Here is a 25,871-nt window from a genome sequence, read left to right as displayed (position 1 = left end):
ATGCTGAAAAAAATCGCCCTCGCCGCCGGCTCCGTCCTGTTTGCCGCCAACCTGATGGCCGCGCAACCAGCCAAGGCGCCACACGTCTTGCTGGATACCACCAACGGCCAGATCGAAATCGAACTGGACCCGGTCAAGGCGCCCATCAGTACCAAGAATTTTCTTGAGTACGTTGACAGCGGCTTCTACAACAACACGATTTTCCACCGCGTGATCCCAGGCTTCATGGCCCAGGGCGGCGGCTTTACCCAGCAGATGCAACAGAAAGACACCAAGGCGCCGATCAAGAACGAAGCCAGCAACGGCTTGCACAACGTTCGCGGCACCTTGTCGATGGCTCGCACTTCCAACCCGGATTCGGCCACCAGCCAGTTTTTCATCAACGTGGCTGACAACGCTTTCCTCGATCCGGGCCGCGACGCCGGCTACGCGGTGTTCGCCAAAGTGGTCAAGGGCATGGACGTGGTAGACGTCATCGTCAACTCCCAGACCACCACCAAGTCAGGCATGCAAAACGTGCCGATCGATCCTGTGATCATCAAGTCGGCCAAGCGCATCGACTAAACGCACAGGGCAAGCCTGAGCGGCGCCGGCAACCCCGCGCCGCTCACAGCAAAGAAGGAGAGCCCTCGCCCGGGCTATGTACCCCATGGTTTACCGCCGTTTTGAAAAACTGATCGACATCTTCCGCGACGCGCCGACCTCGGCCCCGCCGAACCGCGTCCTGCCCTTCTATACCTATTACCTGAAACAGGTCTGGCCCAGCTTCGCCGCGCTGCTGCTGGTGGGCCTGATCGGCGCGCTGATAGAAGTCGCGCTGTTCAGCTACCTGAGTCGCATCATCGACCTGACCCAGGCCACGCCCAGCGCAGACTTCTTCAAGCTCCACGGCGTGGAGCTGGCTTGGATGGCCGTGGTGGCGCTGGTGTTCCGACCGATCTTCGTGGCCCTGCATGACCTGTTGGTGCACCAGACGCTGAGCCCCAGCATGACCAGCCTGATCCGCTGGCAAAACCACAGCTACGTGCTCAAGCAGAGCCTGAACTTCTTCCAGAACGACTTCGCCGGGCGTATCGCCCAGCGCATCATGCAGACCGGCAACTCACTGCGCGACTCGGCGGTGCAGGCGGTGGATGCGTTGTGGCACGTGCTGATCTATGCCATCAGCTCCCTGGTGCTGTTCGCCGAAGCCGATTGGCGCCTGATGATCCCGCTGCTGATGTGGATCGCCAGCTACATCGGCGCGCTCTGCTATTTCGTGCCACGGGTCAAGGAACGCTCCGTGGTCTCCTCCGATGCCCGCTCCAAGCTCATGGGACGGATTGTCGATGGCTATACCAATATCACCACTCTGAAGCTGTTCGCCCACACCAACTTCGAACAGCAATACGCGCGCGAAGCCATCGAGGAGCAAACTGAAAAGGCTCAACTGGCCGGCCGTGTGGTGACCAGCATGGACGTCGTCATCACCAGCATGAACGGGCTGCTGATCGTCGGCACCACCGCCCTGGCGCTGTGGCTGTGGACGCAATCGCTGATCAGCGTCGGTGCCATTGCCCTGGCCACCGGCCTGGTGATTCGCATCGTCAACATGTCCGGCTGGATCATGTGGGTGGTCACCGGCATCTTCGAAAACATCGGCATGGTCCAGGACGGTCTGCAGACCATCTCCCAGCCCGTCAGCGTCACCGACCGCGACGAGGCCAAGCCGCTGGCCGTGGCCCAGGGCGAGGTGCGTTTCGAGCATGTGGATTTCCACTATGGCAAGAAAAGCGGCGTCATCGGCGACCTGAACCTGATCATCAAGCCAGGCGAGAAAATCGGCCTGATCGGCCCGTCCGGCGCGGGCAAGTCGACGCTGGTGAACCTGCTGCTGCGCCTCTACGACGTACAAGGCGGGCGCATCCTCATTGACGGCCAGGACATCGCCCACGTCGGCCAGGAAAGCCTGCGCGAGCGCATCGGCATGATCACCCAGGACACCTCGCTGCTGCACCGTTCGATTCGCGACAACCTGCTTTACGGCAAGCCCGACGCGACCGATGCGCAACTCTGGGAAGCGGTGCACAAGGCCCGCGCCGATGAGTTCATCCCGCTGCTATCGGACGCCGAAGGCCGCACCGGTTTCGACGCCCATGTGGGCGAACGCGGCGTGAAGCTTTCCGGCGGCCAGCGCCAGCGCATCGCCATCGCGCGGGTGCTGCTCAAGGACGCGCCGATCCTGATCATGGACGAAGCGACTTCCGCGCTGGACTCGGAAGTCGAGGCGGCGATCCAGGAAAGCCTCGAGACGCTGATGCAAGGCAAGACCGTGATCGCCATCGCTCACCGCCTCTCGACCATCGCCCGGATGGATCGCCTGGTGGTGCTGGAAAACGGCCGCATCGCCGAGACCGGCAGCCATGCAGAACTGCTGGCCCATGGCGGGTTGTATGCGCGGCTTTGGCAGCACCAGACGGGTGGATTTGTGGGGATCGACTGAGCCCGGAGTCTGCACAAAACCCGTGGCGAGGGAGCTTGCTCCCTCGCCACAGGGTGTTGTAGTGACCATTAGCAACCTCAGCACTGCCGATAAGGCAGTGCTGCTTTCGCCTCTTCGGCATACGCCAGCACCCCTTCATGCTCGCGCATGAGGAAATCCGCCACAGCTGCTTTCAGGCCCGGATGACGCAAGTAGTGCCACGAGCGGGTAATCACCGGTTCGAAGCCGCGGATCAACTTGTGCTCACCCTGGGCACCGGCGTCAAAGCGCTGCAGACCGTTGGCTATCGCATAGTCCATGCCTTGGTAGAAACAGGTTTCGAAGTGCAGGCGGTCGAACTCCGCCAGGCATCCCCAGTACCGCCCATAAAAGCTGTCGCCCCCCACCAGACTGAACGCCATTGCCACCGGCCGCGAACCTTGCTTGGCCAGGACCACGCGAATGGCCTCGGGCATGCGCTCGGCCAACAGGCTGAAAAACGCCCGGGTCAGGTACGGCGCCTGCCGTCGCACCGCGTAGGTGTTGGCGTAGCAGGCGTAGACAAAATCCCACTGCGCCTCGTCCAGTTGATGGCCTTCAAGCCACTCGAATTCTATGCCCTGCCCCGCCACTTGCTCGCGTTCCTTGCGCATCTGCTTGCGCTTGCGGGAACTGAGCGCATCGAGGAAATCCTGGAAGTCCCGGTAACCGCGATTCTGCCAGTGGTATTGGCAACCGATCCGCTGCAGCCAGCCCTCCTGCCCAGCCAGCGCCGCGTCGGTGAAAGGATCGGTGAAGTTGATGTGGGCGCTGGAGAGCGCTTCGATTTCCAGATAACCCGGCAGGCTGCCGAGCAATTCCAAGCCATCCTCCACACACGCCGCCAACAACCGCGGACCGCTGACCGGGCTGAACGGCACCGCCGTCAACAGCTTGGGATAATACTCGATGCCGGCCCGGGCGCAGGCATCGGCCCAGCCGTGATCGAACACATACTCACCGTAGGAATGCCACTTGCGATAACTGGGCAAGGCCGCCAGCAAGCGTCCCTCTTCGATGTGCAACAGGTGCTCGGGCTGCCAACCGGAATGCGCGCCCAGGCTGGCGCTGTCTTCGAGGGCGCTTAGAAAGGCGTGGCGCAGGAAAGGTTGATTGGCGGGCACCAGCGCGTCCCACTCATGTGGCGCGATGGCGGACAGACTGTCCAGGACGTGAAGCGGCATGCAGTTCCCCGTGATCCAGGTGATGGGGCGAGTATCGCCGATTCGGACCGTGCGGGCTAAAAAAAACCCCGCCAGTGGCGGGGTCGAAAGGAGCTGTAACAGATGAAAGTGGAGCGGTGTATCAAGTCAAAGCGATTTAGAACACGTACTGGGCACGTACCACCACACCCTTGCCGTCGTCGTCGCCGTTGACGTTGGTCACGTTGTCGGTCTTGGCCTTGACGTAGGCGGCAGAGATCTTCACCGCTTCGTTGGCGTACCAGTTGACGCCCAGGTTGTGCACCTTGGCTTCGGCATCGCCCACATCACGGGTCGCGGTGGCGGTGGTGATGTTGTCGTCTTCGACGGTCATGCTGTCGAAGCGGTAGAACACTTCCCAGGCACCGATGGATTTGTTCTGAGGCTTGATCGAATCGAACTTGCCGATTTTATAACCACGGGACTCACCGGTGATGGTGTAGGCACCCTGCACGTAGAAGCCATGGCCCTTGAGGTCTTCGAAGGCGTCGCTGTCAGCCTTGGTCTTGCGGGTGATGTATTCACCTTGGATCGAGGCTGGACCCATGGCGAACGCGGCTTCCAGGCCGAAAGCGGTGTCGGTGTCGTAGGAACCGGCCGGCGAGTTGTTGGCGCCGCCCAGGACCGGACGGTTGCCGTTAGGACCGGCGTCGTTGCCACCCAGGGTCTCGACACCACGCATGCCCAGACGGGAGCGATAACGGGCGTCGAATGCGGTGTCGGAAACGTCGCGGGAGGCCACGTTCAAACCGAAGTGCAGCACGTTGCCGGCTTCGTGCATCGGGGCGAACACGAAGCGACCGTTGGCCTGCTTGATGCTGTTGCCGTCGGTGTCGTCGGTGTCTTTGCTGAATACACCGGCCGACGCGTAGAACGAATCGGCGAAGACGCCGGAGGCTTGCAGGCCCAGGCCGTTCTGGTGGCCGTTCGCCCAGTCGATCAGGTCGTAGGCGGCGTTACGCTCGGGCGCGGTGACCCACTTGGAGCTGGTGGCTTTTTCCAGGCCGAAGTCCGGGTCGAAACGACCGACCTTGATCGACACCGGCTTGAAGCCGTTGTAGGCCAGGGACGCTTCGTCGAAGTAACCGTTGTCGGAATCGCCGCTGTTGTGGGAGAAATCGTAGTTGATGGTGTAGGCCCAGTCCGTGTACAGCACGCCGGACAGCTCCAGGAAGCCGCGGCGGATGTAAGCGGCATCGGCCTTGTCGCCATTGTCGGTGTAGATACCGTCGAACTGGCTGTAGTCAGCCTGCAAACGACCGCCGAGCTTGAAGCTGAACTCTTTGTCAGTGGTAGCGACCTCAAGGCCGCCCTTGGTCTTGACCACGATATCGGCGCCATCGGTGGTGACGGTGCCGGCGAAAGCCTGGGCGGTTACTGCCATTGCCAGTGCGCTGGCGGCAACACCTGCGAAGTGCTTACGGATCATCGAAGAATTCCCCTAGTTGGTAGTCTATGCGTTAGAAAACACGCGGAACTGGGCCCGCTGGTGTTGGGAGGGGATCTTGGCGACGGGGTGTGTCAGGCAAGTTGCTATCACATAAAGATTTTATGACAGCGGAACTTTTTACTTCGAATCGGAATAACTGAAGGGCAGCTTCGAGAGGTGAGCTGCAAGCGGCAAGCTAGAGCGTTGGCGGAGAAATCAGGTTGCCATCGTGGTGAGAGCAAGCGCTCTCACCACGGGTAGATCGAGCAGTTCAGGTCACCGCTTGCGCAGGATCACGCTGCCAATCGAGTAGCCGGCGCCAAACGAGCTGAGCACTGCGACCGAGCCGCTGGGCAGGTCATCCTGATACATGTGGAATGCAATCACGGAACCGGCCGAGCTGGTGTTGGCGTAGCGGTCGAGAATCACCGGGGCTTCCTCTTCGCTAGCCTCGCGCCCCAGCAGCTTGCGCACGATCAGCTGGTTCATGCTCAGGTTGGCCTGATGCAGCCAGAAACGCTTCACTTCGCCGACGTTCAGCTGGTTTTCCGCCAAATGAGCGCCGACCAGTTCCGCCACCATCGGGCAGACGTCACGGAACACCTTGCGGCCTTCCTGGACGAACAGTTTGTCTCGGGTGCCGAGGCCCTCTTCCGCCGCGCGGTTGAGGAAGCCGAAATTGTTGCGGATGTTGTTGGAGAACTTGGTGAGCAGCTTGGTGCTGACCACGTCGAACTGGTACGGCGATGTCGCCTGGTCCGCGCGCTCAATGATTACCGCTGTGGCCGCATCGCCGAAGATGAAATGACTGTCGCGGTCGCGGAAATTCAAGTGACCGGTGCAGACTTCCGGGTTGACCATCAGGATCGCCCGGGCCTGGCCCAGTTGCACGCTGTTGGCCGCGGCCTGGATGCCGAAGGTCGCCGAAGAACAGGCTACGTTCATGTCGAAGCCGAACCCTTCGATGCCCAGGGCTTCCTGGACTTCGATGGCAATGGCCGGATAAGGACGCTGCAGATTGGAACAAGCGACGATCACGCCGTCGATGTCGGCAGCGGTGCGGCCGGCGCGCTCAAGGGCCTGCTTCGCGGCGCCTACGGCCATTTCGCAGAGCACCGACCACTCGTCGTTGGAACGCTCAGGCAGGCGCGGCGTCATGCGTTGCGGATCGAGGATGCCCTCCTTGTCCATCACGAAACGGCTCTTGATGCCCGAAGCCTTTTCGATGAACGCCGCGTTGGATTCGGTCAATGCTTGGATTTCGCCGCGTTCGATGGCCTCGGCGTTGTCGGCGTTGAACTGCGCGACATAGGTATTGAAAGATTGCACCAGCTCTTCGTTGGAGATGCTGTTGGCCGGGGTGTACAGGCCGGTGCCGCTGATGACGACGTTATGCATGGTCGTTTCTCTGATCTGTTCAGGCAGAAAGTATTGGCACCGACGTACCAATACGCAAAGGGACTTTTCCCATCCGGGGGAAGCAGCCCAGGCATCGCTTTATTCCGATCCGCCCGTGGCCTTGAAGCTCAAAACCACGGGACCGGCATTTATAGGCGCGAAGTTTGCCATAAACGCTGGCGTTTGGCCCATTCTCCCTGGCCGTCCCTATGAAATAGGATCGGTCGCGCTAACCGAATTCATTCAGGGTTCCACCTGTCCCCACTGCTTGCCCAGGCGCTTGTCGGAAATCGGCACCTTGGTGCCCAACTGCTGGGCGAACAGCGACACCCGATATTCTTCCAACCACCAGCGATACAGCTCCAACTGCGGATCGCGCTTGCCTTCCTGGGCGTGTTTGCCCGCGCGGGCCTGGTATTGCGCCCAGAGGTTTGACAGCTCGCCACTCCAGACCCGGTCTTTCTGCACCTGGCTGCCGAGTTTCTCGAAACGTTGCTCGACGGCCCTGAGGTAGCGCGGCAGTTCCTTGAGCCACTGATGCGGGGTTTCACGTACAAAGCCCGGGTACACCAAGTGGCTGAGCTGCTGCTTGATATCGTTCAGGGCCACGGCCTGGGCGAGGTCGATCTTGCCTTTGAAGCGTTTTTGCAGGCCATGCCAGAGCTTGAGGATGTCCAGCGTCAGCTTCGCCAGGCGTTCGGCGTGTTCGGTCCAGCCGCCACGCTTGCGCTCGGCCAGGGCCGCCAGTGCGGCGCCGTCACGGGGCAGGCTCGGCTCGCCTTCGAGCACGCAACTGTCGAGGCTGGCGAGCAGAATGTCTTCCACCAGGCCGTCGATGCGGCCCAAGTCGCGGTACAGCAGGCCCAGCTCCGTCAGGCCTGGCAGCTTGCCACGGAGGAACTTCGCCGGTTCGGCCAGTTGCTGCATCAGCAAGCGCTGCAAGGCGCGACGGTGCTGGAACTCGGCTTCGGCCGGCGTTGGGAAGCGCCCTTCCTTGACCACGCCGCCTTCTTCCACCAGCGCCGGATAAACCGTCATCGACAACCCGGCGATCTTCTGCTGGGTTTTCTCCGCCACCGGCGCAAAGACTTTCGCCTCCACCGGCGCCTGGCTTTTCGCCGTTTGCGGTACGGCCAACGCGGCCTGGCTGGCTTCGGCAAAACGCGCCGTCAGCTCGGCCAGGTCACGTCCTTCGCCGAGGAACTTGCCCTGGCCATCGACGATTTCCAGATTCATGCGCAGGTGGCTCTCCACCTGCTGCGCCGCTTCGGTCCAGGCTTCGTCGCTGACCCGCGCGCCGGTCATGCGCAGTAACTCGCGTCCCAGCGCCTGGGGCAACGAGCCCTCGGCGAATGTCATGCGTTGCAGCGCGGCCTTGACGAAATCCGGCACCGGCACGAAGTTCTTGCGCAAGGCCTTGGGCAGGTTGCGCACCAGGGCGATGCACTTGGCCTCGATCATCCCCGGCACCAGCCATTCCAGGCGCTCCGGCGGCAACATCGGCAGCAGTGGCGCCGGCACGCGCAAGGTCACACCATCGCGCGGGTGATTGGGCTCGAAGTGGTAGCTCAACGGCAAGGTCAGCTCGCCGACGCGCAAGGTGTCGGGGTATTGAGCGGCCGTCACCTCGCTGGCCTCGCGCGCCAGCACGTCTTCTTCACGCATGATCAGCAATTGCGGATCTTTCTGGCTGTTGATCCGATACCAACTATCAAAGGTCGCGGTCTGGTGGATCTCCGCGGGCAGGCGCGCATCGTAGAACGCGAAGAGGGTTTCCTCGTCCGCCAGGATGTCACGCCGGCGCGCCTTGGCTTCCAGTTCGTCGAGTTGTTCCAAAAGGCGGGTGTTGGCGCTCAGGCACTTGGCCTTGGACTGGATCTCGCCGCGCACCAGCGCTTCGCGGATGAACAGTTCACGGGACACCACCGGGTCCACCGGCCCGTAATGCACCGGCCGGCGACCGACGACGATCAGGCCGAACAAGGTGATCTGCTCGTACGCCACCACTTGCCCGCGCTTCTTCTCCCAATGGGGCTCGAAGTGGTTTTTCTTGATCAAGTGCCCGGCCAGCGGTTCGATCCAGTCCGGTTCGATTTTCGCCACCATGCGCGCGTACAGCTTGGTGGTTTCCACCAACTCGGCGGTCATCAGCCACTGCGGACGCTTCTTGCCCAGGCCCGACGATGGATGAACCCAGAAACGCCGTTGACGAGCGCCGAGGTAATCGCCGTCTTCGGTCTTCTGGCCGATCTGGCTCAGCAGGCCCGAGAGCACCGCTTGGTGAAGCTTCGGGTAATCAGCCGGATCTTTGTTGAGGCTCAGCTGCATGTCGCGGCAGATCAGGCTCAACTGGCGGTGGGAATCGCGCCACTCGCGCAGGCGCAAGTAATTGAGGAAATTCTTTCGGCACCAATTGCGCAGCGGGCTGGCCGTCAGGGCTTGGCGCTGCTCTTCAAAACCGCGCCATAGATAGACCAGCCCGGCGAAGTCCGAGTCCGCGTCCTTCCATTGAGCGTGGGCCTGGTCGGCCGCTTGCTGGCGTTCCGGCGGGCGCTCGCGCGGGTCCTGGATCGACATGGCGCTGGCGACGATCAGCACTTCCTGCAAACTGCCCAGTTTTGCCGCTTCCAGCAGCATGCGGCCCATGCGCGGGTCCACTGGCAGCCGCGCCAACTGCCGACCCAACGGCGTCAACTGGCTGTTGCGGTCCACTGCCGAGAGCTCTTGCAGCAGGTTGAAACCGTCGCTGATGGCCTTGCCGTCCGGCGGCTCGATGAACGGGAAGTCGGTGATCTCGCCGAGGCGCAGGTGCAGCATCTGCAGGATCACCGCTGCCAGGTTGGTGCGCAGGATCTCGGGGTCGGTGAATTCCGGTCGGCCAAGGAAATCTTCTTCGCTGTACAGCCGAATGCAGATCCCTGGCTCGACCCGCCCGCAGCGACCCTTGCGCTGGTTGGCGCTGGCCTGGGAAATCGCTTCGATGGGCAGGCGCTGGACCTTGGCGCGATAGCTGTAGCGGCTGATGCGCGCGGTGCCGCTGTCGATCACGTAGCGGATGCCCGGCACGGTCAGTGAGGTTTCGGCGACGTTGGTTGCCAGCACTACGCGCCGACCTGGGTGGGACTGGAAAATCCGCTGTTGCTCGGCCGGCGACAGGCGTGCGTACAGCGGCAGGATCTCGGTGTGCTTGAGCTGGGCCTTGCGCAGCATGTCCGCGGCGTCACGAATCTCCCGCTCGCCCGGCAGGAACACCAGCACATCGCCAGGGCTGCGGCGCTCGCTACGTTCGTAGGCGGCGATTTCATCGAGGGTGGCTAGGATCGCCTGGTCGACGGTCAAGTCGTCTTCGACCCGGTTGCCCTCCTCGTCCTGTTCCAGGGTCAGCGGGCGGTACCAGGTTTCCACCGGGAAGGTGCGGCCCGAGACTTCGACGATCGGCGCATCATCGAAGTGCTTGGAAAAGCGCTCCAGGTCGATGGTCGCCGAAGTGATGATGACCTTCAGGTCCGGACGACGCGGCAGCAGGGTCTTGAGGTAGCCGAGCAGGAAATCGATGTTGAGGCTGCGTTCGTGGGCTTCGTCGACGATGATCGTGTCGTAGCGCTCGAGGTAGCGGTCGTTCTGGGTTTCGGCCAGCAGGATGCCGTCGGTCATCAACTTGATCAGGGTGTTGGCATCGCTCTGGTCCTCGAACCGCACCTGATAACCGACCAGCGCGCCCAACGGAGTGCCCAGCTCGTCGGCCACGCGGCTCGCCACGCTGCGGGCAGCGATCCGGCGCGGCTGGGTGTGGCCGATCAAGCCATGCTGGCCGCGACCGATTTCCAGGCAGATCTTCGGCAACTGCGTGGTCTTACCCGAGCCGGTCTCGCCGGCGATGATCAACACCTGGTGCTTGAGCAGCGCCTCTTTGATTTCGTCGCGCTTGGCGGCAATCGGCAAATTGTCGTCGTAGCGAATCACCGGCAGGCTCGCCTTGCGCGCCAACACCTGATCGCACGACGCTTGCATGCGCGTCACCCACTGGGCCAGCTTGGTCTCGTCGGGCTTCTTGCGCAGCTCGAACAACTGCCGCCGCAACCGGTTACGGTCGGCGAGCATGGCGTGATCGAGGTTTTTCAACAGTTTGTCGATAGCGGGGGCTTGGTCAGTCATCAGGTACGCAAGGGTCGTCGGTTTGTGCAAGGGAGCGATTGTCGCAGATTTGTGTCCAGGACGCCGAGCGCTAGCGCTTTTGTGGCGAGGGAGCTTGCTCCCGCTCGACTGCGAAGCAGGCGCCTGGATTTAACGCCGGTCATCAAATCGCCGGGGTGCGCTTCGCACACCAGCGGGAGCAAGCTCCCTCGCCACGGGGGATTCGTTCAGCCGCCGAGTTATTCGTTGTCCAGGTCCTTGCGCCGATACGGGAACACGTCGATTACCTTGCCAGCCCGAATCGCCTCTTGCAGGCTTTTCCAGTAGTCGGCGTTGTACAGCTCGCCATGCAACTGATCGAACAGCTTGCGCTGTCCGGCGTCGGCGAACAGGAAGGGTGGAAATTCCTCGGGGAAGACATCCAGCGGCCCGATGGAATACCAGGGCTCGGACGCCATTTCGTCTTCCGGCGTGCGCGGCTGGGGGATGTGGCGGAAGTTGGCTTCGGTCAGGAAGCAGATTTCATCGTAGTCGTAGAACACCACGCGGCCATGGCGGGTCACGCCGAAGTTCTTGAGCAACATGTCGCCAGGGAAGATGTTGGCGGCCGCCAGCTGCTTGATCGCCAGGCCATAATCCTCCAGCGCCTCGCGCACCTGGGCTTCGTTGGCGTTTTCCAGGTAAAGGTTCAGCGGCGTCATCCGGCGTTCAGTCCAACAGTGGCGGACCAACACCGTGTCGCCGTCCACCGACACCGTGGACGGTGCCACCTCCAGCAGTTCCTCCAGGCACGCTGGCTCGAACTTGCTCAAGGGAAAGCGGAAATCGGCGAACTCCTGGGTATCGGCCATGCGCCCGACCCGGTCGACACTTTTCACCAGCCGGTATTTCTCGATGACCGTGGCCCGGTCGACGTTTTTCGACGGCGAAAACCGGTCCTTGATGATCTTGAACACGGTGTTGAAGCCCGGCAGGGTAAACACGCTCATGACCATGCCGCGCACGCCGGGTGCCATGATGAACTGGTCGTCGGTGTTCGCCAGGTGATTGATCAAGGCCCGGTAGAACTCCGACTTGCCATGCTTGTAGAAGCCGATGGATGTGTACAGCTCGGCAACGTGCTTGCCCGGCAGGATGCGCTTGAGAAAACCGACGAATTCCGCTGGCACCGGCACGTCCACCATGAAGTACGAACGGGTGAACGAAAAGATGATCGACACCTGCGCCTCATCGGTGATCAGCGCGTCGATCTGGATACCCCGACCTTCGCGGTGCAGCAAAGGAATCACCAGCGGCCATTGGTCGTCCCGGGTGTAGATGCGCCCCACCAGGTAAGCGCCCTTGTTGCGATAAAGCACCGAGGAGAACAATTCCACCGTCAGCTCGGGGTCTTTGCAGACCCAGTCCGGCAGGTTGTCGCGCAGTTGGGTTTCGAGGCGTTTCAGGTCACCGGGCAGGTCGGCGTAGTCTTCGCTGAAGCGATAATCGGCGAACATCTGCGCCAGCATCTTGTCCAGCTGCCCTTCGGGTTTATAGGTACGAGTCTGGGCGGCGCGGGCACGACGCAGGCTCGGCCGGGTCGTGTGAATGAACATCGTGCCGTCGCTGATCAGGTCATGACTGAACAGGCCGCAAAAGATCGAGTTGTACCAGGTCTCGGACAACTCATCGTCGAAGCGCAGGTCGATCAGGCTGATGTAGGCGCTTTTCACCAGGGGCCAGCAACCGACATCCATCAGGGCTTCGGCAGCGAAGGCCTCGCGCAGCCTGGCCACGGTTTCGAAGACTTTTTCTTCGTACAAGCTGATGCGCGCCGCCGAAGCCGTCTGCGCCTCTTGCCACCGCGCCTGCTCGAACCGGGCACGGGCACCGTCGGTGATTTGCCGGAAATGCTCACGATAATCGTCGAAGCCGTCGAGGATCGAACGGGCGATATCGGTGGCGGGCCATGGCTGCGACATAGGGAAAACCTCGGCGGGTCATGCTTGTTATTGGCGACTGAGCTTAGAGGCCAATTGCGCGGCAACGCAACCATTGCCATTGGTCTTGGGGGCGGCGACACTTGCGACCCCATCAAGGAAGGAAATCCCCGTGAACCCCGTCGATATCTTGCGTTTGCTATCACTGGCCGCCATCTGGGGGGCGAGTTTCCTTTTCATGCGAATTATCGCTCCGGTAATTGGCACGATTCCCACGGCGTTTTTTCGCGTTTCCATCGCCTTCGTCGGACTGCTGGTGATCCTCGCGCTGATGCGTATCGATTGGAATTTCCGCGGCAAACTGAAAATCGTGATGGTGCTGGGCCTGATCAACTCAGGCATTCCGGCGACCTTTTATTCCCTGGCCGCACAAGTCCTGCCGGCCGGGTACTCGGCGATCTTCAACGCCACCACACCGCTGATGGGGGTGTTGATCGGCGGGTTGTTCTTCAGCGAAAAACTGACCCTGGCCAAGGTCAGCGGCGTGTTCCTTGGGCTCTTTGGCGTCGGCATCCTGACCGGCGCCGGCCCGGTGGCCTTCGACCTGCAATTGCTGATGGGCGCCCTCGCCTGCCTGCTCGCCACCACCTGCTACGGTTTTGCCGGTTTCCTCACCCGTCGCTGGCTCGATCACCAAGGCGGGCTGGACAGTCGCTTGTCGGCTTTGGGCAGTATGTTTGGCGCCACGGTTTTTCTGCTGCCACTGTTTGGCTACAGCGTCATCAGCCAACCACCGGCCAGTTGGGGCGGTTGGAGCGTCTGGCTTTCGCTGCTCGGATTGGGGTTGGTGTGCACAGCGCTGGCGTACATTCTTTATTTCCGCCTGCTCAGTTCCATCGGCCCGGTCAAGTCCATGACCGTGACCTTCCTGATCCCGCCGTTCGGCGTGCTATGGGGGGCGTTGTTGTTGGATGAACCGTTGGGAATGGCGCACCTGTATGGCGGAGTGTTGATTGCCGCGGCGTTGTGGCTGGTGCTCAAGCCTGGCGCGGCGAAACCGGTTGAGATTTCTGCCCGCTAGTCTTTCGGCGAACCCTGAAAATGCCATCGCGAGCAGGCTCGCGATGGCAGTGGTCCGACAGGAATCAGCTAGCGACTCTTACGAAATACAAACACCAAGCCGATGATAATCAGCACCATCCCCAGCAAGCTCAACAACGCCAGCCGGTTGCCAAATACTAGGTAGTCCATGATCGCTGTCACCGCCGGCACCAGGTAGAACAGACTGGTCACGTTGACCAGATTGCCCCGGGCGATAAGCCGATACAGCAGCAGGGTCGCCAGCACCGATACCACCAGCCCCATCCACAGCACCGGCACGATAAAACCCATGCTGTGTTCGAAGTGAAACGGCTGGAACGGCACGAACACCGCGCACAGGATGAGCCCGGCCAGGTATTGCACCGGCAGGGTGCCGAGCGGATTGTCGGTGATGCGCTTCTGCATGATCGAACCCGCGGTCATGCTCACCAGCGCCAGCAACCCACAGAGCATCCCCGCCAGGGACATGCCCGCCAGGCCGATGCCTTGGTACACCACCATCACCAGTCCAACCAAGCCCAGCGCCAGGCCGAACATCCGTTGCCAGGAACGTTGACGCTCCATGAGCACCACGGTGAGGATCGGCTGCACACCCATCAGCGTGGCCATCACGCCGGGGGTAACGTTCAGTTGCAGCGCCAGCAGATAGAAAATCTGATAGGCCCCCAACAACACCAGGCCGGTCACCGCCGCATAGAGCATCGGCTTGCCGGGCCGTGGCAGCTTGAACTTCAGCAACGGGACCAACAGCACCAACGCACACAGGGCGATAGCGAAACGGATCAGCAGGAAAGCGAACGGTGACGCATGGGCCAGGCCCAATTTTGAAAAGATCGCCCCGCTGCTCCACAGCAAAACGAACAGGCTCGTGGAAGCCGTCGCCAATAAGGCGTTTTTGGAAAAGGAAAACATGAAAACCACCTGTAGTCAGGCAAAAAGCCAACTCAGCCGAAGCTGAAATCCAGTCGTTTTTTCAGGCGGGCACAGGGAACGGCAGCCGTTGCCGGTCAGCCCTGAACGCCAACACCCGGCGGTGATACGCAGGCGTACACCGAAGAGCGACTGACAGGTGGGGGGTATTGACCGATCTGCTCAGGCGGCGGGTTCCCGCACGGCACGACGCCAGCGTCGAACGCTGGAACCACAACCGCGGTGAAAGGGAATGCAGGCATGAGCCGATCTCTTGGAAGGTGGGTTCGAAAACCCGGAGAGCGCTGACTATAACCAGCGTCCTATGAACTACGCAATGTTTAAACAAACAACCAATAGCCCAGCGCCGTCAACACGGCCACCGCCAGCACGGGCCGCATCACCCGGTAGGCCTTGGGGTGCTTGCGTTTGAATTGCTTGACCCGGCCGCTGATGCCGTCGCTGAGCGATTTGCTCCAGGCATAGGCCCGGTTGATGCCGCCGACGTGCTCATCGTCCAGGTTCTGCGGTGCGGTGGCGCGTCCGAGGAAGGCGCTGATGGCGCGGTTGAAGCGAGTCATCAGCGGATTTTTCAGGGGCCGCTCAACATCACAGAACAGGATCACGCGAGTCTGCGGTGTTTCGTTCTTGACCCAGTGCACATAGGTTTCATCGAACATGACGTCCTCTCCGTCGCGCCAGGCATAGATCTGCCCGTCGACGAAGATCCGGCAATCGTCGGAATTGGGCGTGGACAGTCCCAAGTGATAACGCAGCGACCCGGCGAACGGATCGCGATGAGGATTGAGGTGGCTGTCGCCCGGCAGCAGCGCGAACATCGCGCCTCGCACGTTGGGGATCCGATTCACCAGCTCGACGGTTCTGGGGCACAACAGCTCTGCCGAAGGCAGCGGTTTGTCGTACCACTTGAGGTAGAAACGCTTCCAGCCCTTCTTGAAGAACGAACCGAAACCAGCGTCGTTGTTTTTCTCCGCGGCGCGGACGTAGCCCTCGTCGCACAGGTGCATGGCCTCGTCGCGGATCACCTGCCAGTTGTCCTTGAGCACATCCAGTTCGGGAAACTTGCTGCGATCCAGGTACGGCTTGGCAGGCACCCCGGAAAACAGGTACATCAAGGCGTTGTAGGGGGCGAACAACGCGGAGTGATTGACGAACTGGCGCAACACCGGCAGACGCGCCTTGCCACGCAAATGCACAAACAGCGTACTGCCCAGGAACAGCAGCAACACCGAGGCCTTGGCGACAAACGAAACGGTCATTTCTTTCAACTCCTTGTTTGAATTGCGCAGCGCCATCAGCCCGACGCGGCGGCAGGCCATGTTAAATATCCTCGTCCAGATGAAACATCGGCAGACGCGACATTCACTGTTGAGGATTACGCAACAAAGCCCTTGTTAACATGCGTCAGCTGAACCTTGGCTGACGCACCGAACGAATCCCAATCTGCCTTCCAAATGGGCGAGATGCTTCTTGTGGCGAGGGAGCTTGCTCTCTCGCCACAAAAGCCTGCTCTTTCGGCCAAAATTCCCCGCTAAACCGGCGTTCGGTTACTGCTGAGTCTCCTGCTCGGTAAACAAGTCGCTGAACAGCATGCTCGACAGGTAGCGCTCGCCCGAGTCCGGCAGGATCACGACGATCGTCTTGCCCTGCATTTCCGGTTTTTCCGCCAGGCGCACAGCCACTGCCATCGCCGCGCCGCAGGAGATGCCGCAGAGGATCCCCTCTTCCTGCATCAAGCGCAGGGCCATGGCCTTGGACTCATCGTCGGTGACCCGCTCGACCTGGTCCACGATCGACAGATCGAGGTTCTTCGGTACGAAACCCGCACCGATCCCCTGGATTTTGTGCGGACTGGGCTTGATCTCCTGCCCCGCCATCACCTGGGTAATCACCGGCGACGCTTCGGGCTCTACCGCCACGGACAGGATCGGTTTGCCGCAGGTGTTCTTGATATACCGCGAAACGCCGGTAATGGTTCCGCCGGTCCCCACGCCCGCGACCAGCACATCGACGGCGCCGTCGGTGTCGTTCCAGATTTCCGGACCGGTGGTTTTCTCGTGGATGGCCGGGTTGGCCGGGTTATCGAACTGCTGCGGCATGAAATACTTCGACGGGTCGCTGGCGAGGATTTCGGCGGCTTTCTCGATGGCGCCTTTCATGCCTTTCGCCGGCTCGGTGAGCACCAGTTCCGCGCCCAAGGCCTTGAGGACCTTGCGCCGCTCGATGCTCATGGACGCCGGCATGGTCAGCATCAGTTTATAGCCACGGGCAGCCGCCACGAACGCCAGGCCGATCCCGGTGTTGCCCGAGGTTGGCTCGACGATAGTCATGCCAGGCTTGAGTTTGCCCGAGCTTTCAGCGTCCCAGATCATGTTCGCGCCGATCCGGCACTTGACCGAATAACCTGGGTTGCGCCCTTCGATCTTGGCCAGGATGGTCACACCACGAGGGGCGATGCGGTTGATCTGCACCAGCGGCGTATTGCCGATGGAATGGGCGTTGTCAGCGTATATACGACTCATGACCGGGTCCTTAATGCAGAGGGAATTTAGCGCTTTAAGGTAAGCCTGTTGCCAAAGGGCGTCCAGTTGCACCGAACGTTCCCGCTGTGACAACAGTCAATGGTTTAACAACGGAGACTACTGACATGAAGCGTCGATACAGCTGGCCACTGTGGGCCTTCGTCGCCATCGTTGCGCTACTGGTGGCCCTGCATTTCGCCTTGCCTTACCTGGTGCGCAACTACCTGAACGACAAACTGGCCGACATGGGCAGTTACCGTGGTCAAGTGACCGATGTCGACCTGGCCCTCTGGCGCGGTGCCTATCGGATCAACGGCCTGCGAATCGTCAAGGTTGACGGTAAGGTCCCGGTGCCATTCGTCGATGCGCCACTGGTCGACTTGTCCGTGAGCTGGCACTCACTGTGGCATGACCACGCGGTCGTGGCCGAGGTGGAGTTCGCCCATCCCGAAGTCAATTTCGTCGACGGTGGCGCCAACCGACAAGACTCCCAGACCGGCCAAGGCACCGACTGGCGCGAGCAGTTGAGCAAGCTGATGCCCATCACCCTCAACGAGGTGCGGATCAACGATGGCAAGGTTACCTTCCGCAACTTCAACTCCAAGCCGCCGGTCAACCTGCGAGCCACCAACGTGAATGCCACCTTCCATAACCTGACCAACGTGGTCGACACAGAAGGCAAGCGCGACGCCCGCTTCGAGGGCAAGGCCCTGGTGGCCGAACATGCACCACTGGAAGTCCAGGCCACGTTCGACCCGCTGAGCGACTTCGAGGACTTCGATTTCCGCCTGCGGGCCAGGAACATCGAACTCAAACGACTGAACGACTTCGCCGCGGCCTACGGCAAGTTTGACTTCAACGCCGGCCACGGCGACCTGGTGGTCGAAGCCGAAGCCAACAACGCCAAGCTCAGCGGCTATATCAAGCCGCTGCTGCGCGACGTGGATGTGTTCGACTGGCAGCAGGACGTGGAAAACAAAAACAAGAACATCTTCCGCTCCGTCTGGGAAGCGTTGGTCGGAGGGGGTGAAACGGCCCTCAAGAACCAGCGCAAAAACCAGTTTGCCACCCGCGTGGAACTCAGCGGCAACGTCCACCAACAGGACATAGGTGCGTTCGAAGCCTTCCTGCAGATCCTGCGCAACGGTTTTGTCCAGGCCTTCAGCGCCCGCTACGAGCAACCGCCACCGTCCGAGGATTAAGGCTTGCGGGTGACGGTGTAGCGGCCGCTCTGCTCCGCCGCCGCTACGGCTGTGGTGCGTTGCAGCGAGTCCCAGCCCAGGCAGGCCAGGGCCAGCGAACGCGGCACCGCCTCGCGGCCACTGCTGTAGCGGCTGATGCTACGGGCGCTGACCCCCAGCGCTTCGGCCGCCTGGTTCAACGGCAAGCCGGTGCGGGCGCGCCAACTGATGAAGATGCGGGTGTTTTCATCTTCTGCATTCTGCGCCAGCGCATCCAGGTACAAAGTGTCGGCGCCGATCTGAATATCCAGCGCCGGCCACTCGACGCTCCAGCCGTCGTCACCCAGCACCGCGCCTTCAAACGCGCCCTCCTCCAGCAAAGGTCGCAGGCCCGGAAAATGTTGCACATCGGCGCTCAGGTCCAGCGTCAGTTGCTGACCATCGATAAAAGTCAGTTCGAGAATGCACGGTAATAAAGGCTGCACGGCCAATAGCCGCGGTCGTTTCATGGGTAGCATCGTTGCCAATCCTCCAGCAGTTGCGCCTGATGAGCCCTGACCCAGTCCAACGACCAACACATGGCTTACGTGTAGCGCACTTGTGGCGAGGGAGCTTGCTCCCGCTGGGCCGCGAAGCGGCCCTAAAAGCCTGCGAGCGCTGCGCACTCGAGCGGGAGCAAGCTCCCTCGCCACAAGTGCGGCTGACCGTTAGAAAAGTATGAATCCGGAACTGTATCGCCAAATTGGCGATACGCAATACTGGCAAGCGGCCGAGACTGAGTCAACATGTGACGCCCCATTCAGAGACTGAATACAGCGTCTGCGTTCACAGTCGGCGGGGGCTCGCGTTATAGTCGGGCACGATATCTATTTCGCGCGCCTTGCCTCGCCGGGCCGGCGACACCGTTCGAGGAAATACCGATGAAGTTCGAAGGCACCCGCGCCTACGTGGCCACCGATGACCTGAAACTGGCCGTGAACGCAGCCATCACCCTGGAGCGGCCGCTGCTGGTCAAGGGCGAACCGGGCACCGGCAAGACCATGCTTGCCGAACAACTGGCCGAGTCCTTCGGCGCGCGCCTGATCACTTGGCACATCAAGTCAACCACCAAGGCTCACCAGGGCTTGTACGAGTACGACGCGGTCAGCCGCCTGCGGGACTCGCAATTGGGCGTAGACAAAGTCCATGACGTGCGCAACTACTTGAAGAAAGGCAAGCTCTGGGAAGCGTTTGAATCCGAGGAGCGGGTAATCCTGCTGATCGACGAGATCGACAAGGCCGACATCGAGTTCCCCAACGACCTGCTCCAGGAACTCGACAAGATGGAGTTCTACATCTACGAGACCGACGAAACCATCAAGGCCAAGCAGCGCCCGATCATCATCATTACCTCCAACAACGAAAAAGAACTGCCGGACGCCTTCCTGCGCCGCTGCTTCTTCCACTACATCGCCTTCCCCGACCGCGTCACCCTGCAAAAAATCGTCGATGTGCATTACCCGGACATCAAGAAAGACCTGGTCAGCGAAGCGCTGGACGTGTTTTTCGACGTGCGCAAGGTGCCGGGCCTGAAGAAAAAACCTTCCACCTCCGAACTGGTGGACTGGCTCAAGCTGCTGATGGCCGACAACATCGGCGAAGCGGTGCTGCGCGAGCGTGATCCGACCAAGGCCATTCCGCCGCTGGCCGGTGCCCTGGTCAAGAACGAGCAGGACGTGCAATTGCTCGAACGCCTGGCGTTCATGAGCCGTCGCGGCACTCGCTGATCCTCTTCGTCTAACAAGAGCGAGGGCGATTGCCATGCTGCTAAACCTGTTCAATGAGATGCGCGCCGCCAAGGTGCCCGTGTCGGTGCGTGAATTGCTGGACCTGATCAACGCGCTGAAACAGCGGGTGATCTTTGCCGACATGGATGAGTTCTACTACCTGTCCCGAGCGATCCTGGTGAAGGACGAACGGCATTTCGACAAATTCGACCGGGCGTTTGCCGCGTACTTCAACGGCCTGGAGAAACTCGACGATCACCTCCAGGCGCTGATTCCCGAAGACTGGTTGCGCAAGGAGTTCGAGCGCTCGCTGACCGATGAAGAACGGGCTCAAATCCAGTCCCTCGGTGGCCTGGACAAACTGATCGAAGAGTTCAAGAAGCGCCTGGAGGAACAGAAGGAACGCCACGCTGGCGGCAACAAGTGGATCGGCACCGGCGGCACCAGCCCGTTCGGCTCCGGCGGCTTCAACCCCGAAGGCATTCGGGTCGGCGACGCCGGCAAGCGCCAGGGCAAGGCCGTGAAGGTCTGGGACCAGCGCGAGTACAAGAACCTCGACGACCAGGTCGAACTGGGCACCCGCAACATCAAGATCGCCCTGCGACGCCTGCGCAAATTTGCTCGCCAAGGTGCGGCCGAAGAGTTGGACATCGACGGCACCATCGACCACACCGCCCGGGACGCCGGCCTGCTGAACATCCAGATGCGCCCCGAGCGACGCAACACCGTCAAGCTCTTGCTGCTGTTCGACATCGGCGGCTCGATGGATGCCCACGTGAAGATCTGCGAAGAACTGTTCTCGGCCTGCAAGACCGAGTTCAAGCACCTGGAGTACTTCTACTTCCACAACTTCGTCTACGAATCGGTGTGGAAGAACAACCTGCGCCGCACCTCGGAGCGCACATCGACCCAGGACTTGCTGCACAAGTACGGCGCCGACTACAAAGTAATCTTCATCGGCGACGCCGCCATGGCCCCTTACGAAATCACCCAGGCCGGCGGCAGCGTCGAGCACTGGAACGAAGAAGCCGGTTATGTGTGGATGCAGCGCTTCATGGAGAAATACAAGAAGCTCATCTGGATCAATCCGTACCCGAAGGATACCTGGGGTTATACCGCCTCGACCAACATCGTGCGGGAGTTGGTGGAAGACCGGATGTATCCGCTGACCTTGCGAGGCTTGGAAGAAGGGATGCGGTTTCTCTCCAAATAAGCACTTCGCGCCAGTGATGTCTCTTCGCGACCCCGGCGGATCGCGAAGCTTTTCAACCCCTCAAGAACGCCTGAAGACATTCAACCTGCTGCCGATGCGCAACCTCCTGCACCACCGGCCGCAACCGCACCTGCGCCCCCGGCAGGCATTGCGCCAGCCGCGCCAGGGACAGCGGTGTCAGGGCGCCCAGGCGCGGATAGCCGCCGATGGTTTGCCGATCGTTGAGCAGCACGATCGGCTGGCCGTCCGGCGGCACCTGCACGGCCCCCAGCGGAATGCCCTCGGAAATCATCGCCGGCCCCTGATATTCCAGCGCCGTGCCCAGCAAGCGCATGCCCATGCGATCGGCGCGACTGTCCAGCGTCCACGCAGTGTTGAACGCATCGAACAGGCTGCGTCCACTGAACGCGCCATTCTGCGCGCCGAGGATCAGGTCCAGCGGCTGCGCTTGTTTAAAATCTGGAATCAGCGCGTACGGCATGGGCCGAGGCGTCGCCGCGCCTGAATAACTCAAGTGTTCGCCGCGACTCAACGCCCGCCCCCGCCCATCCAGGCCACCCAGTTCTTCGCGCACCACCGTCGCCCGGCTGCCCAGCACCGCGGGCGCGTCGAACCCGCCGGGCGCCGCCAGGTAAGCCCGGGCGCCAAGCACCGGCTGGGTGAGCGCCAGGGTCTGGCCTCGGCGCAGGCTAAAAAACCGCCACGACGCCACCGCCTGGCCATCCACCCGCGCGCCCAGATCAGCCCCGGCCAGCGCCAGCACGCAATCTTCCTCGGCCACCACGGTAAAGCCGCCGAGGGTGATTTCCACCACCGCCGCGTCGGGCGCGTTGCCCAACATCCAATTGGCCCAGCTCATCGACAGCCAGTCCGCCGCCCCGCCTTGGGTCACGCCCAAGTGCCTTACGCCGAAACGGCCGGTGTCCTGCAACAGGCACAGCGGTGTGCTGGCCTCGATCAACAAACGACTCATGCCTGGGCCTCCAACGGGCTGTCGTCGCCGCCCAGGGCGATGAATTCAGCGTGATCGATGGCGGCAAAACGCACCGTGTCGCCGGGTCGCATCAAGCTGTAGCCGTCGCGCTCACGGTCGAACAGTCTGGCCGGGGTGCGACCGATCAGGTTCCAGCCGCCGGGCGAGACCACCGGGTACGCCGCGGTCTGGCGCTCGGCGATGCCCACGCTGCCCGCGGCTACCCGCTTGCGCGGCGTATCGAGGCGCGGCGCGGCCAGTTCTTCGTCAACCAGCCCCATGAAGGCGAAGCCCGGCGCGAAACCCAGGGCAAACACTTGGTACTCACGCTCGGTGTGGCGACGGATCACTTGCTCCACCGTCAACCCGCTGCGGCTCGATAGCAGGACCAGCTCAGGCCCGACGCTAAGGTCGTACCACACCGGCAACACATGGCATTGACCGACGGAGCCGGCGTCCGGCGAAAGATTGTTCAGCGCCTCGCCGATCAGCTCGCGAGCCTGGGTTGGCGTCAGGGCCAGCAAATCGTAATGCACCATCAGCGTGGTGTAGGACGGCACCAGGTCGATCAAGTCGCCGGCAAAAACCTCACGCAAACGCTCGCTGGCGGCGAGCATCCACGGCATGTTGGTCTCGGCGATCTCATCGAACAGGCGAACCATCAGGCAGTCCACCGCCACCACTTCCAAGCGCGGCTTCATGGCGCGTTCTGCCCATCCAGGGCCTGGCGGATACGCTGCACGGCGGCTACGGAACTGGCGTTGTCGCCATGCACGCACAAGGTGTTGGCGTGCAGATTCAAGGGGCTGCCATCGCTGGCCGTTAGCGCATCGCCGCGGGCGATGGTCAGGGCCTGCCCGATGATGATCTCGGGATCGTGATGCACCGCCCCGGGCAATTGCCTGGAAACCAGGTGACCGGCACTGTCATAGGCTCGGTCGGCGAAGGCCTCGAACCACAGCGTCAAGCCATACTCATCGCCCAAGGCTTGGGCGGCGCTGTTGTCCCGAGTCGCCATCAGCATCAACGGCAATTGCCGGTCATAAGCGGCGACTGCCTGGATTACCGCGCGCAGTTGCGCCGGGTTGGCCATCATGTCGTTGTACATCGCGCCGTGGGGTTTGACGTAGCTGACCCGACCACCTTGGGCGCGGCAGATACCGTCCAGGGCGCCGACCTGATAGTGCAGCAGGTCCTGCAACTCCTGGGCGCCATAGGCCATGGAACGTCGGCCGAAGCCCGCCAGATCCTGATAGGCCGGGTGCGCGCCGATCCGTACGCCATGGCTCAGGGCCAGGCTGACGGTCTTGCGCATGATGCTCGGGTCGCCGGCATGGAAGCCGCAGGCGATGTTGGCGCAATCGATAAAGGGCATCACCTCGGCGTCCAGACCCAGGGTCCAGTTGCCGAAGCTTTCGCCGATGTCGCAATTCAATAGCAGGCGGTTCACGGTGAACGCTCCTGTAGGCTCTTTCTTTTTAGCTATGGGGCATTTGGCCCCACAGGTTATCAGTTACTCGGCTTCCAACTGCTTGCCTTGGGTTTCCGGCAGGCTCAGGGCCGCGAGGATCACCACTCCGTAGGACACCGCCGCGAACGCACCGATACCGACGCTCAATGGCACCTTCTGGCTGAGAATACCGATCAACAGAGGGAACAGCGCCGCCACTGCCCGGCCAATGTTGTAGCAGAAACCCTGGCCCGAGCCCCGGATGCGGGTCGGGAATAACTCGGTAAGGAACGAGCCCATGCCGCTGAACATTCCCGAAGCGAAGAAACCCAACGGGAAGCCCAGCCAAAGCATCACGGTATTACTCACCGGCACTTGGGTGTACAGCAGCACGATCGTGAATGAACCGACGGCGAACAGGACGAAGTTTTTCTTGCGACCGAGGATGTCGCTCAAGTACGCGCTGATAACGTATCCCACATAGGAACCGACGATAACCATCGCCAGGTATCCGCCGGTGCCCAGCACGCTCAAACCGCGCTCGTTTTTCAGGAATGTCGGCAGCCAGGAGGTGATCGCGTAGTAACCGCCCAACGCGCCTGTCGTCAGCAGCGAAGCCCGGATGGTGGTGAAGAGGATGCCGGGGGCAAAGATCTCGTAGAACTTGGCCGGATTCTCCGGCGTCAGCCGGGCCTTGGTCTGGTTGTAGATTTCCGGATCCTTGACCAACCGGCGGACGAAAATCACGAACACCGCCGGCACGATGCCGAGGATGAACAACGCGCGCCAAGCGTCTTCCGGCGGCAAGACCGAGAACAACAGCGCATACAGAATCGCCGTCATGCCCCAGCCCAGCGCCCAACCCGATTGCACCATGCCCACCGCCTTGCCACGGTCCTTGGCGCGGATCACCTCGCCCATCAACACCGCGCCGGCGGTCCACTCGCCGCCAAAGCCGAAACCCATCAATGTGCGGGCGATCAACAACTGTTCGTAGTTCTGGGCGAAGCCGCAGAGGAAGGTAAAGAAGGCGAACCACAACACCGTCAGTTGCAAGGTGCGCACCCGGCCGATGCGGTCCGAGAGAATACCCGCGACCCAACCGCCGATGGCCGAAGCGATCAGCGTGCTGGTGTGGATCAGCCCCGCTTCACCGGTGGTGATGCCCCACATGGCGATCAGGGTCGGCACCACGAAACTGAGCATTTGCGTGTCCATGCCGTCCAGGGCATAACCGATCTTGCAGCTCCAGAACGTGCGCCGTTCCTGCTGGTTGATGTTGCGGTACCAGTCGAACGGGCCGGAACGGGCCTGCGGCTGGGGGACGCCGAGCGTGTCGGGTGCACTCATGGTGGTTCTCCACGGTTTTATTGTTGTGAGTCTCGACGACGCTGGCGTGGAGACCGTTGCCCCGATTCTTGAGCGCGCAGCCGATCCCGTCCAACGAATAAAACCTTGGCCGGGTCATAAGAAAAATTTGATTGGGTAGGTTTGCAGGTTGGTGCGAAGCCCTTGTGGCGAGGGGATTTATCCCCGCTGGGCTGCAGAGCAGCCCCCATCATTTCACCAGCGGGGATAAATCCCCTCGCCACAAAAGCCCGCTGCGGCGCTACAGCCCGCGCAGGTCGCGCTCTTCGATTGGCCGGCTCTGGCGCAGGCGCTTGCCGCCCAGCACGACCCAGTCGATCAACCGGAACAGGCATTCCAGGCCGAACGACAGCAACAGGGCACCGCTGATGCCCCAGATCATGGCCTCGGGGGTCAGCAGGATCTGGTAGCTGTAGCCGTTCCAGGTTTCCTTGCGGATGTCCGGGTCGGCGGCCAAGGCCACTTGCAGCAGGCGGATGTACCACGGGCCTTGCATCGCCTGGAATTGCTTGTCCAACGCCTGCTGACGCACCAGCAAGGTGTTCAGGCTGTCGGCATCGCTGCGAAAGATCGGGTCTTCGCTGGCGCGGTAATGCGCTACCAGGGCTTGCATGTCGCCCTTGAAAAACTGATTCGCGGTGCCCTGGAAACCCTGGAGCCCGGTTTGCGCCTCGATCAGGTGAGCCTCGACCCGCTTGGCATAGTCGCTGACAAAGCCTGGCACCTGGACCCCGACCAGCAGGCCCACCGCGAACAACACCAACCGTAGATAACTGAGCAACATA

20 protein-coding genes are annotated in these 25,871 nt (G+C 61.5%); 6 read left to right on the top strand and 14 right to left on the bottom strand.

What is annotated here, in order from left to right; genetic code table 11:
- A complete protein-coding gene (locus HU762_RS10120) occupies positions 1 to 564 on the top strand; it encodes a peptidylprolyl isomerase (RefSeq protein WP_186636099.1) in 564 nt (187 codons plus the stop codon).
- Between the two features lie 85 nt (positions 565 to 649).
- Complete coding sequence (locus HU762_RS10115; protein ID WP_186636096.1) at positions 650 to 2,482, top strand: ABC transporter ATP-binding protein; 1,833 nt, start codon at positions 650 to 652, stop codon at positions 2,480 to 2,482.
- A 77-nt stretch (positions 2,483 to 2,559) separates the two neighbouring features.
- Here HU762_RS10115 and HU762_RS10110 read toward each other — a convergent pair whose 3' ends face one another.
- The 5 genes from HU762_RS10110 to aceK form a co-directional block, all read right to left on the bottom strand.
- A complete protein-coding gene (locus HU762_RS10110) occupies positions 2,560 to 3,684 on the bottom strand; it encodes a GNAT family N-acetyltransferase (RefSeq protein ID WP_186636093.1) in 1,125 nt (374 codons plus the stop codon).
- A 136-nt stretch (positions 3,685 to 3,820) separates the two neighbouring features.
- Entirely contained in the window at positions 3,821 to 5,131 is a 1,311-nt protein-coding gene (locus tag HU762_RS10105; protein ID WP_186636090.1) for a porin, read from the bottom strand.
- A 276-nt stretch (positions 5,132 to 5,407) separates the two neighbouring features.
- Positions 5,408 to 6,529: a beta-ketoacyl-ACP synthase III gene (locus tag HU762_RS10100; RefSeq protein ID WP_186636087.1), complete on the bottom strand. Its 1,122-nt coding sequence runs from the start codon at positions 6,527 to 6,529 to the stop codon at positions 5,408 to 5,410.
- Positions 6,530 to 6,772: 243 nt separating this feature from the next.
- Positions 6,773 to 10,684: an ATP-dependent RNA helicase HrpA gene (gene hrpA / locus HU762_RS10095; protein WP_186636084.1), complete on the bottom strand. Its 3,912-nt coding sequence runs from the start codon at positions 10,682 to 10,684 to the stop codon at positions 6,773 to 6,775.
- A 218-nt stretch (positions 10,685 to 10,902) separates the two neighbouring features.
- Positions 10,903 to 12,624 carry a bifunctional isocitrate dehydrogenase kinase/phosphatase gene (gene aceK / locus HU762_RS10090; RefSeq protein WP_186636080.1) on the bottom strand — a complete coding sequence of 574 codons (1,722 nt, stop codon included), beginning with the start codon at positions 12,622 to 12,624 and terminating at the stop codon, positions 10,903 to 10,905.
- A 130-nt stretch (positions 12,625 to 12,754) separates the two neighbouring features.
- On the opposite strand from aceK, the gene HU762_RS10085 reads away from it, so the two are divergent.
- On the top strand, positions 12,755 to 13,663 hold the full coding sequence (locus tag HU762_RS10085) for a DMT family transporter (protein ID WP_186636077.1): 909 nt from the start codon (positions 12,755 to 12,757) through the stop codon (positions 13,661 to 13,663).
- Positions 13,664 to 13,731: 68 nt separating this feature from the next.
- On the opposite strand, the gene HU762_RS10080 is transcribed toward HU762_RS10085, so the two are convergent.
- From HU762_RS10080 to cysK, 3 genes are all read right to left on the bottom strand, one after another.
- Positions 13,732 to 14,595: a DMT family transporter gene (locus HU762_RS10080; RefSeq protein WP_186636074.1), complete on the bottom strand. Its 864-nt coding sequence runs from the start codon at positions 14,593 to 14,595 to the stop codon at positions 13,732 to 13,734.
- Positions 14,596 to 14,933: 338 nt separating this feature from the next.
- Positions 14,934 to 15,872, bottom strand: coding sequence for an aspartyl/asparaginyl beta-hydroxylase domain-containing protein (locus HU762_RS10075; protein WP_186636282.1), 939 nt, complete (start codon positions 15,870 to 15,872; stop codon positions 14,934 to 14,936).
- Between the two features lie 288 nt (positions 15,873 to 16,160).
- Positions 16,161 to 17,135, bottom strand: coding sequence for a cysteine synthase A (gene cysK, locus HU762_RS10070; RefSeq protein ID WP_186614079.1), 975 nt, complete (start codon positions 17,133 to 17,135; stop codon positions 16,161 to 16,163).
- A 125-nt stretch (positions 17,136 to 17,260) separates the two neighbouring features.
- Here cysK and HU762_RS10065 point away from each other — a divergent pair, with 125 nt between their 5' ends.
- Entirely contained in the window at positions 17,261 to 18,337 is a 1,077-nt protein-coding gene (locus tag HU762_RS10065) for a DUF748 domain-containing protein (protein WP_186636071.1), read from the top strand.
- Here the strand turns inward: HU762_RS10065 and HU762_RS10060 are convergent.
- Positions 18,334 to 18,834: a DUF2442 domain-containing protein gene (locus tag HU762_RS10060; RefSeq protein WP_186636068.1), complete on the bottom strand. Its 501-nt coding sequence runs from the start codon at positions 18,832 to 18,834 to the stop codon at positions 18,334 to 18,336. The two genes, HU762_RS10065 and HU762_RS10060, sit on opposite strands and share 4 nt — an antisense overlap.
- Positions 18,835 to 19,236: 402 nt before the next feature.
- On the opposite strand from HU762_RS10060, the gene HU762_RS10055 reads away from it, so the two are divergent.
- Positions 19,237 to 20,082 (top strand): MoxR family ATPase, encoded by an 846-nt coding sequence (locus HU762_RS10055; protein ID WP_186636066.1) that lies wholly within the window; start codon positions 19,237 to 19,239, stop codon positions 20,080 to 20,082.
- Between the two features lie 34 nt (positions 20,083 to 20,116).
- A complete protein-coding gene (locus HU762_RS10050) occupies positions 20,117 to 21,295 on the top strand; it encodes a VWA domain-containing protein (protein ID WP_003198888.1) in 1,179 nt (392 codons plus the stop codon).
- Positions 21,296 to 21,347: 52 nt separating this feature from the next.
- On the opposite strand, the gene HU762_RS10045 is transcribed toward HU762_RS10050, so the two are convergent.
- From HU762_RS10045 to HU762_RS10025, 5 genes are all read right to left on the bottom strand, one after another.
- The gene (locus HU762_RS10045) at positions 21,348 to 22,268 is read right to left on the bottom strand and encodes a biotin-dependent carboxyltransferase family protein (RefSeq protein ID WP_186636063.1); all 921 of its coding nucleotides are present in this window, start codon (positions 22,266 to 22,268) and stop codon (positions 21,348 to 21,350) included.
- Positions 22,265 to 22,969, bottom strand: a complete 705-nt coding sequence (gene pxpB / locus HU762_RS10040) for a 5-oxoprolinase subunit PxpB (protein WP_186636060.1) — start codon at positions 22,967 to 22,969, stop codon at positions 22,265 to 22,267. The genes HU762_RS10045 and pxpB overlap by 4 nt, the downstream gene beginning before the upstream one ends.
- Positions 22,966 to 23,718, bottom strand: a complete 753-nt coding sequence (locus HU762_RS10035) for a 5-oxoprolinase subunit PxpA (RefSeq protein WP_186636057.1) — start codon at positions 23,716 to 23,718, stop codon at positions 22,966 to 22,968. Before HU762_RS10035 ends, pxpB begins: the two co-directional genes overlap by 4 nt.
- Positions 23,719 to 23,781: 63 nt before the next feature.
- A complete protein-coding gene (locus HU762_RS10030; RefSeq protein WP_186636054.1) occupies positions 23,782 to 25,068 on the bottom strand; it encodes an MFS transporter in 1,287 nt (428 codons plus the stop codon).
- A gap of 259 nt (positions 25,069 to 25,327) precedes the next feature.
- Complete coding sequence (locus HU762_RS10025; RefSeq protein WP_025212399.1) at positions 25,328 to 25,870, bottom strand: DUF2937 family protein; 543 nt, start codon at positions 25,868 to 25,870, stop codon at positions 25,328 to 25,330.
- Position 25,871: the final 1 nt, after the last annotated feature.

Source organism: Pseudomonas sp. SWRI92 (assembly GCF_014268685.1).
In the GTDB taxonomy this organism is placed as follows: Bacteria; Pseudomonadota; Gammaproteobacteria; order Pseudomonadales; family Pseudomonadaceae; genus Aquipseudomonas; species Aquipseudomonas marvdashtae.
This window is presented reverse-complemented; position numbering and strand designations above follow the sequence as displayed.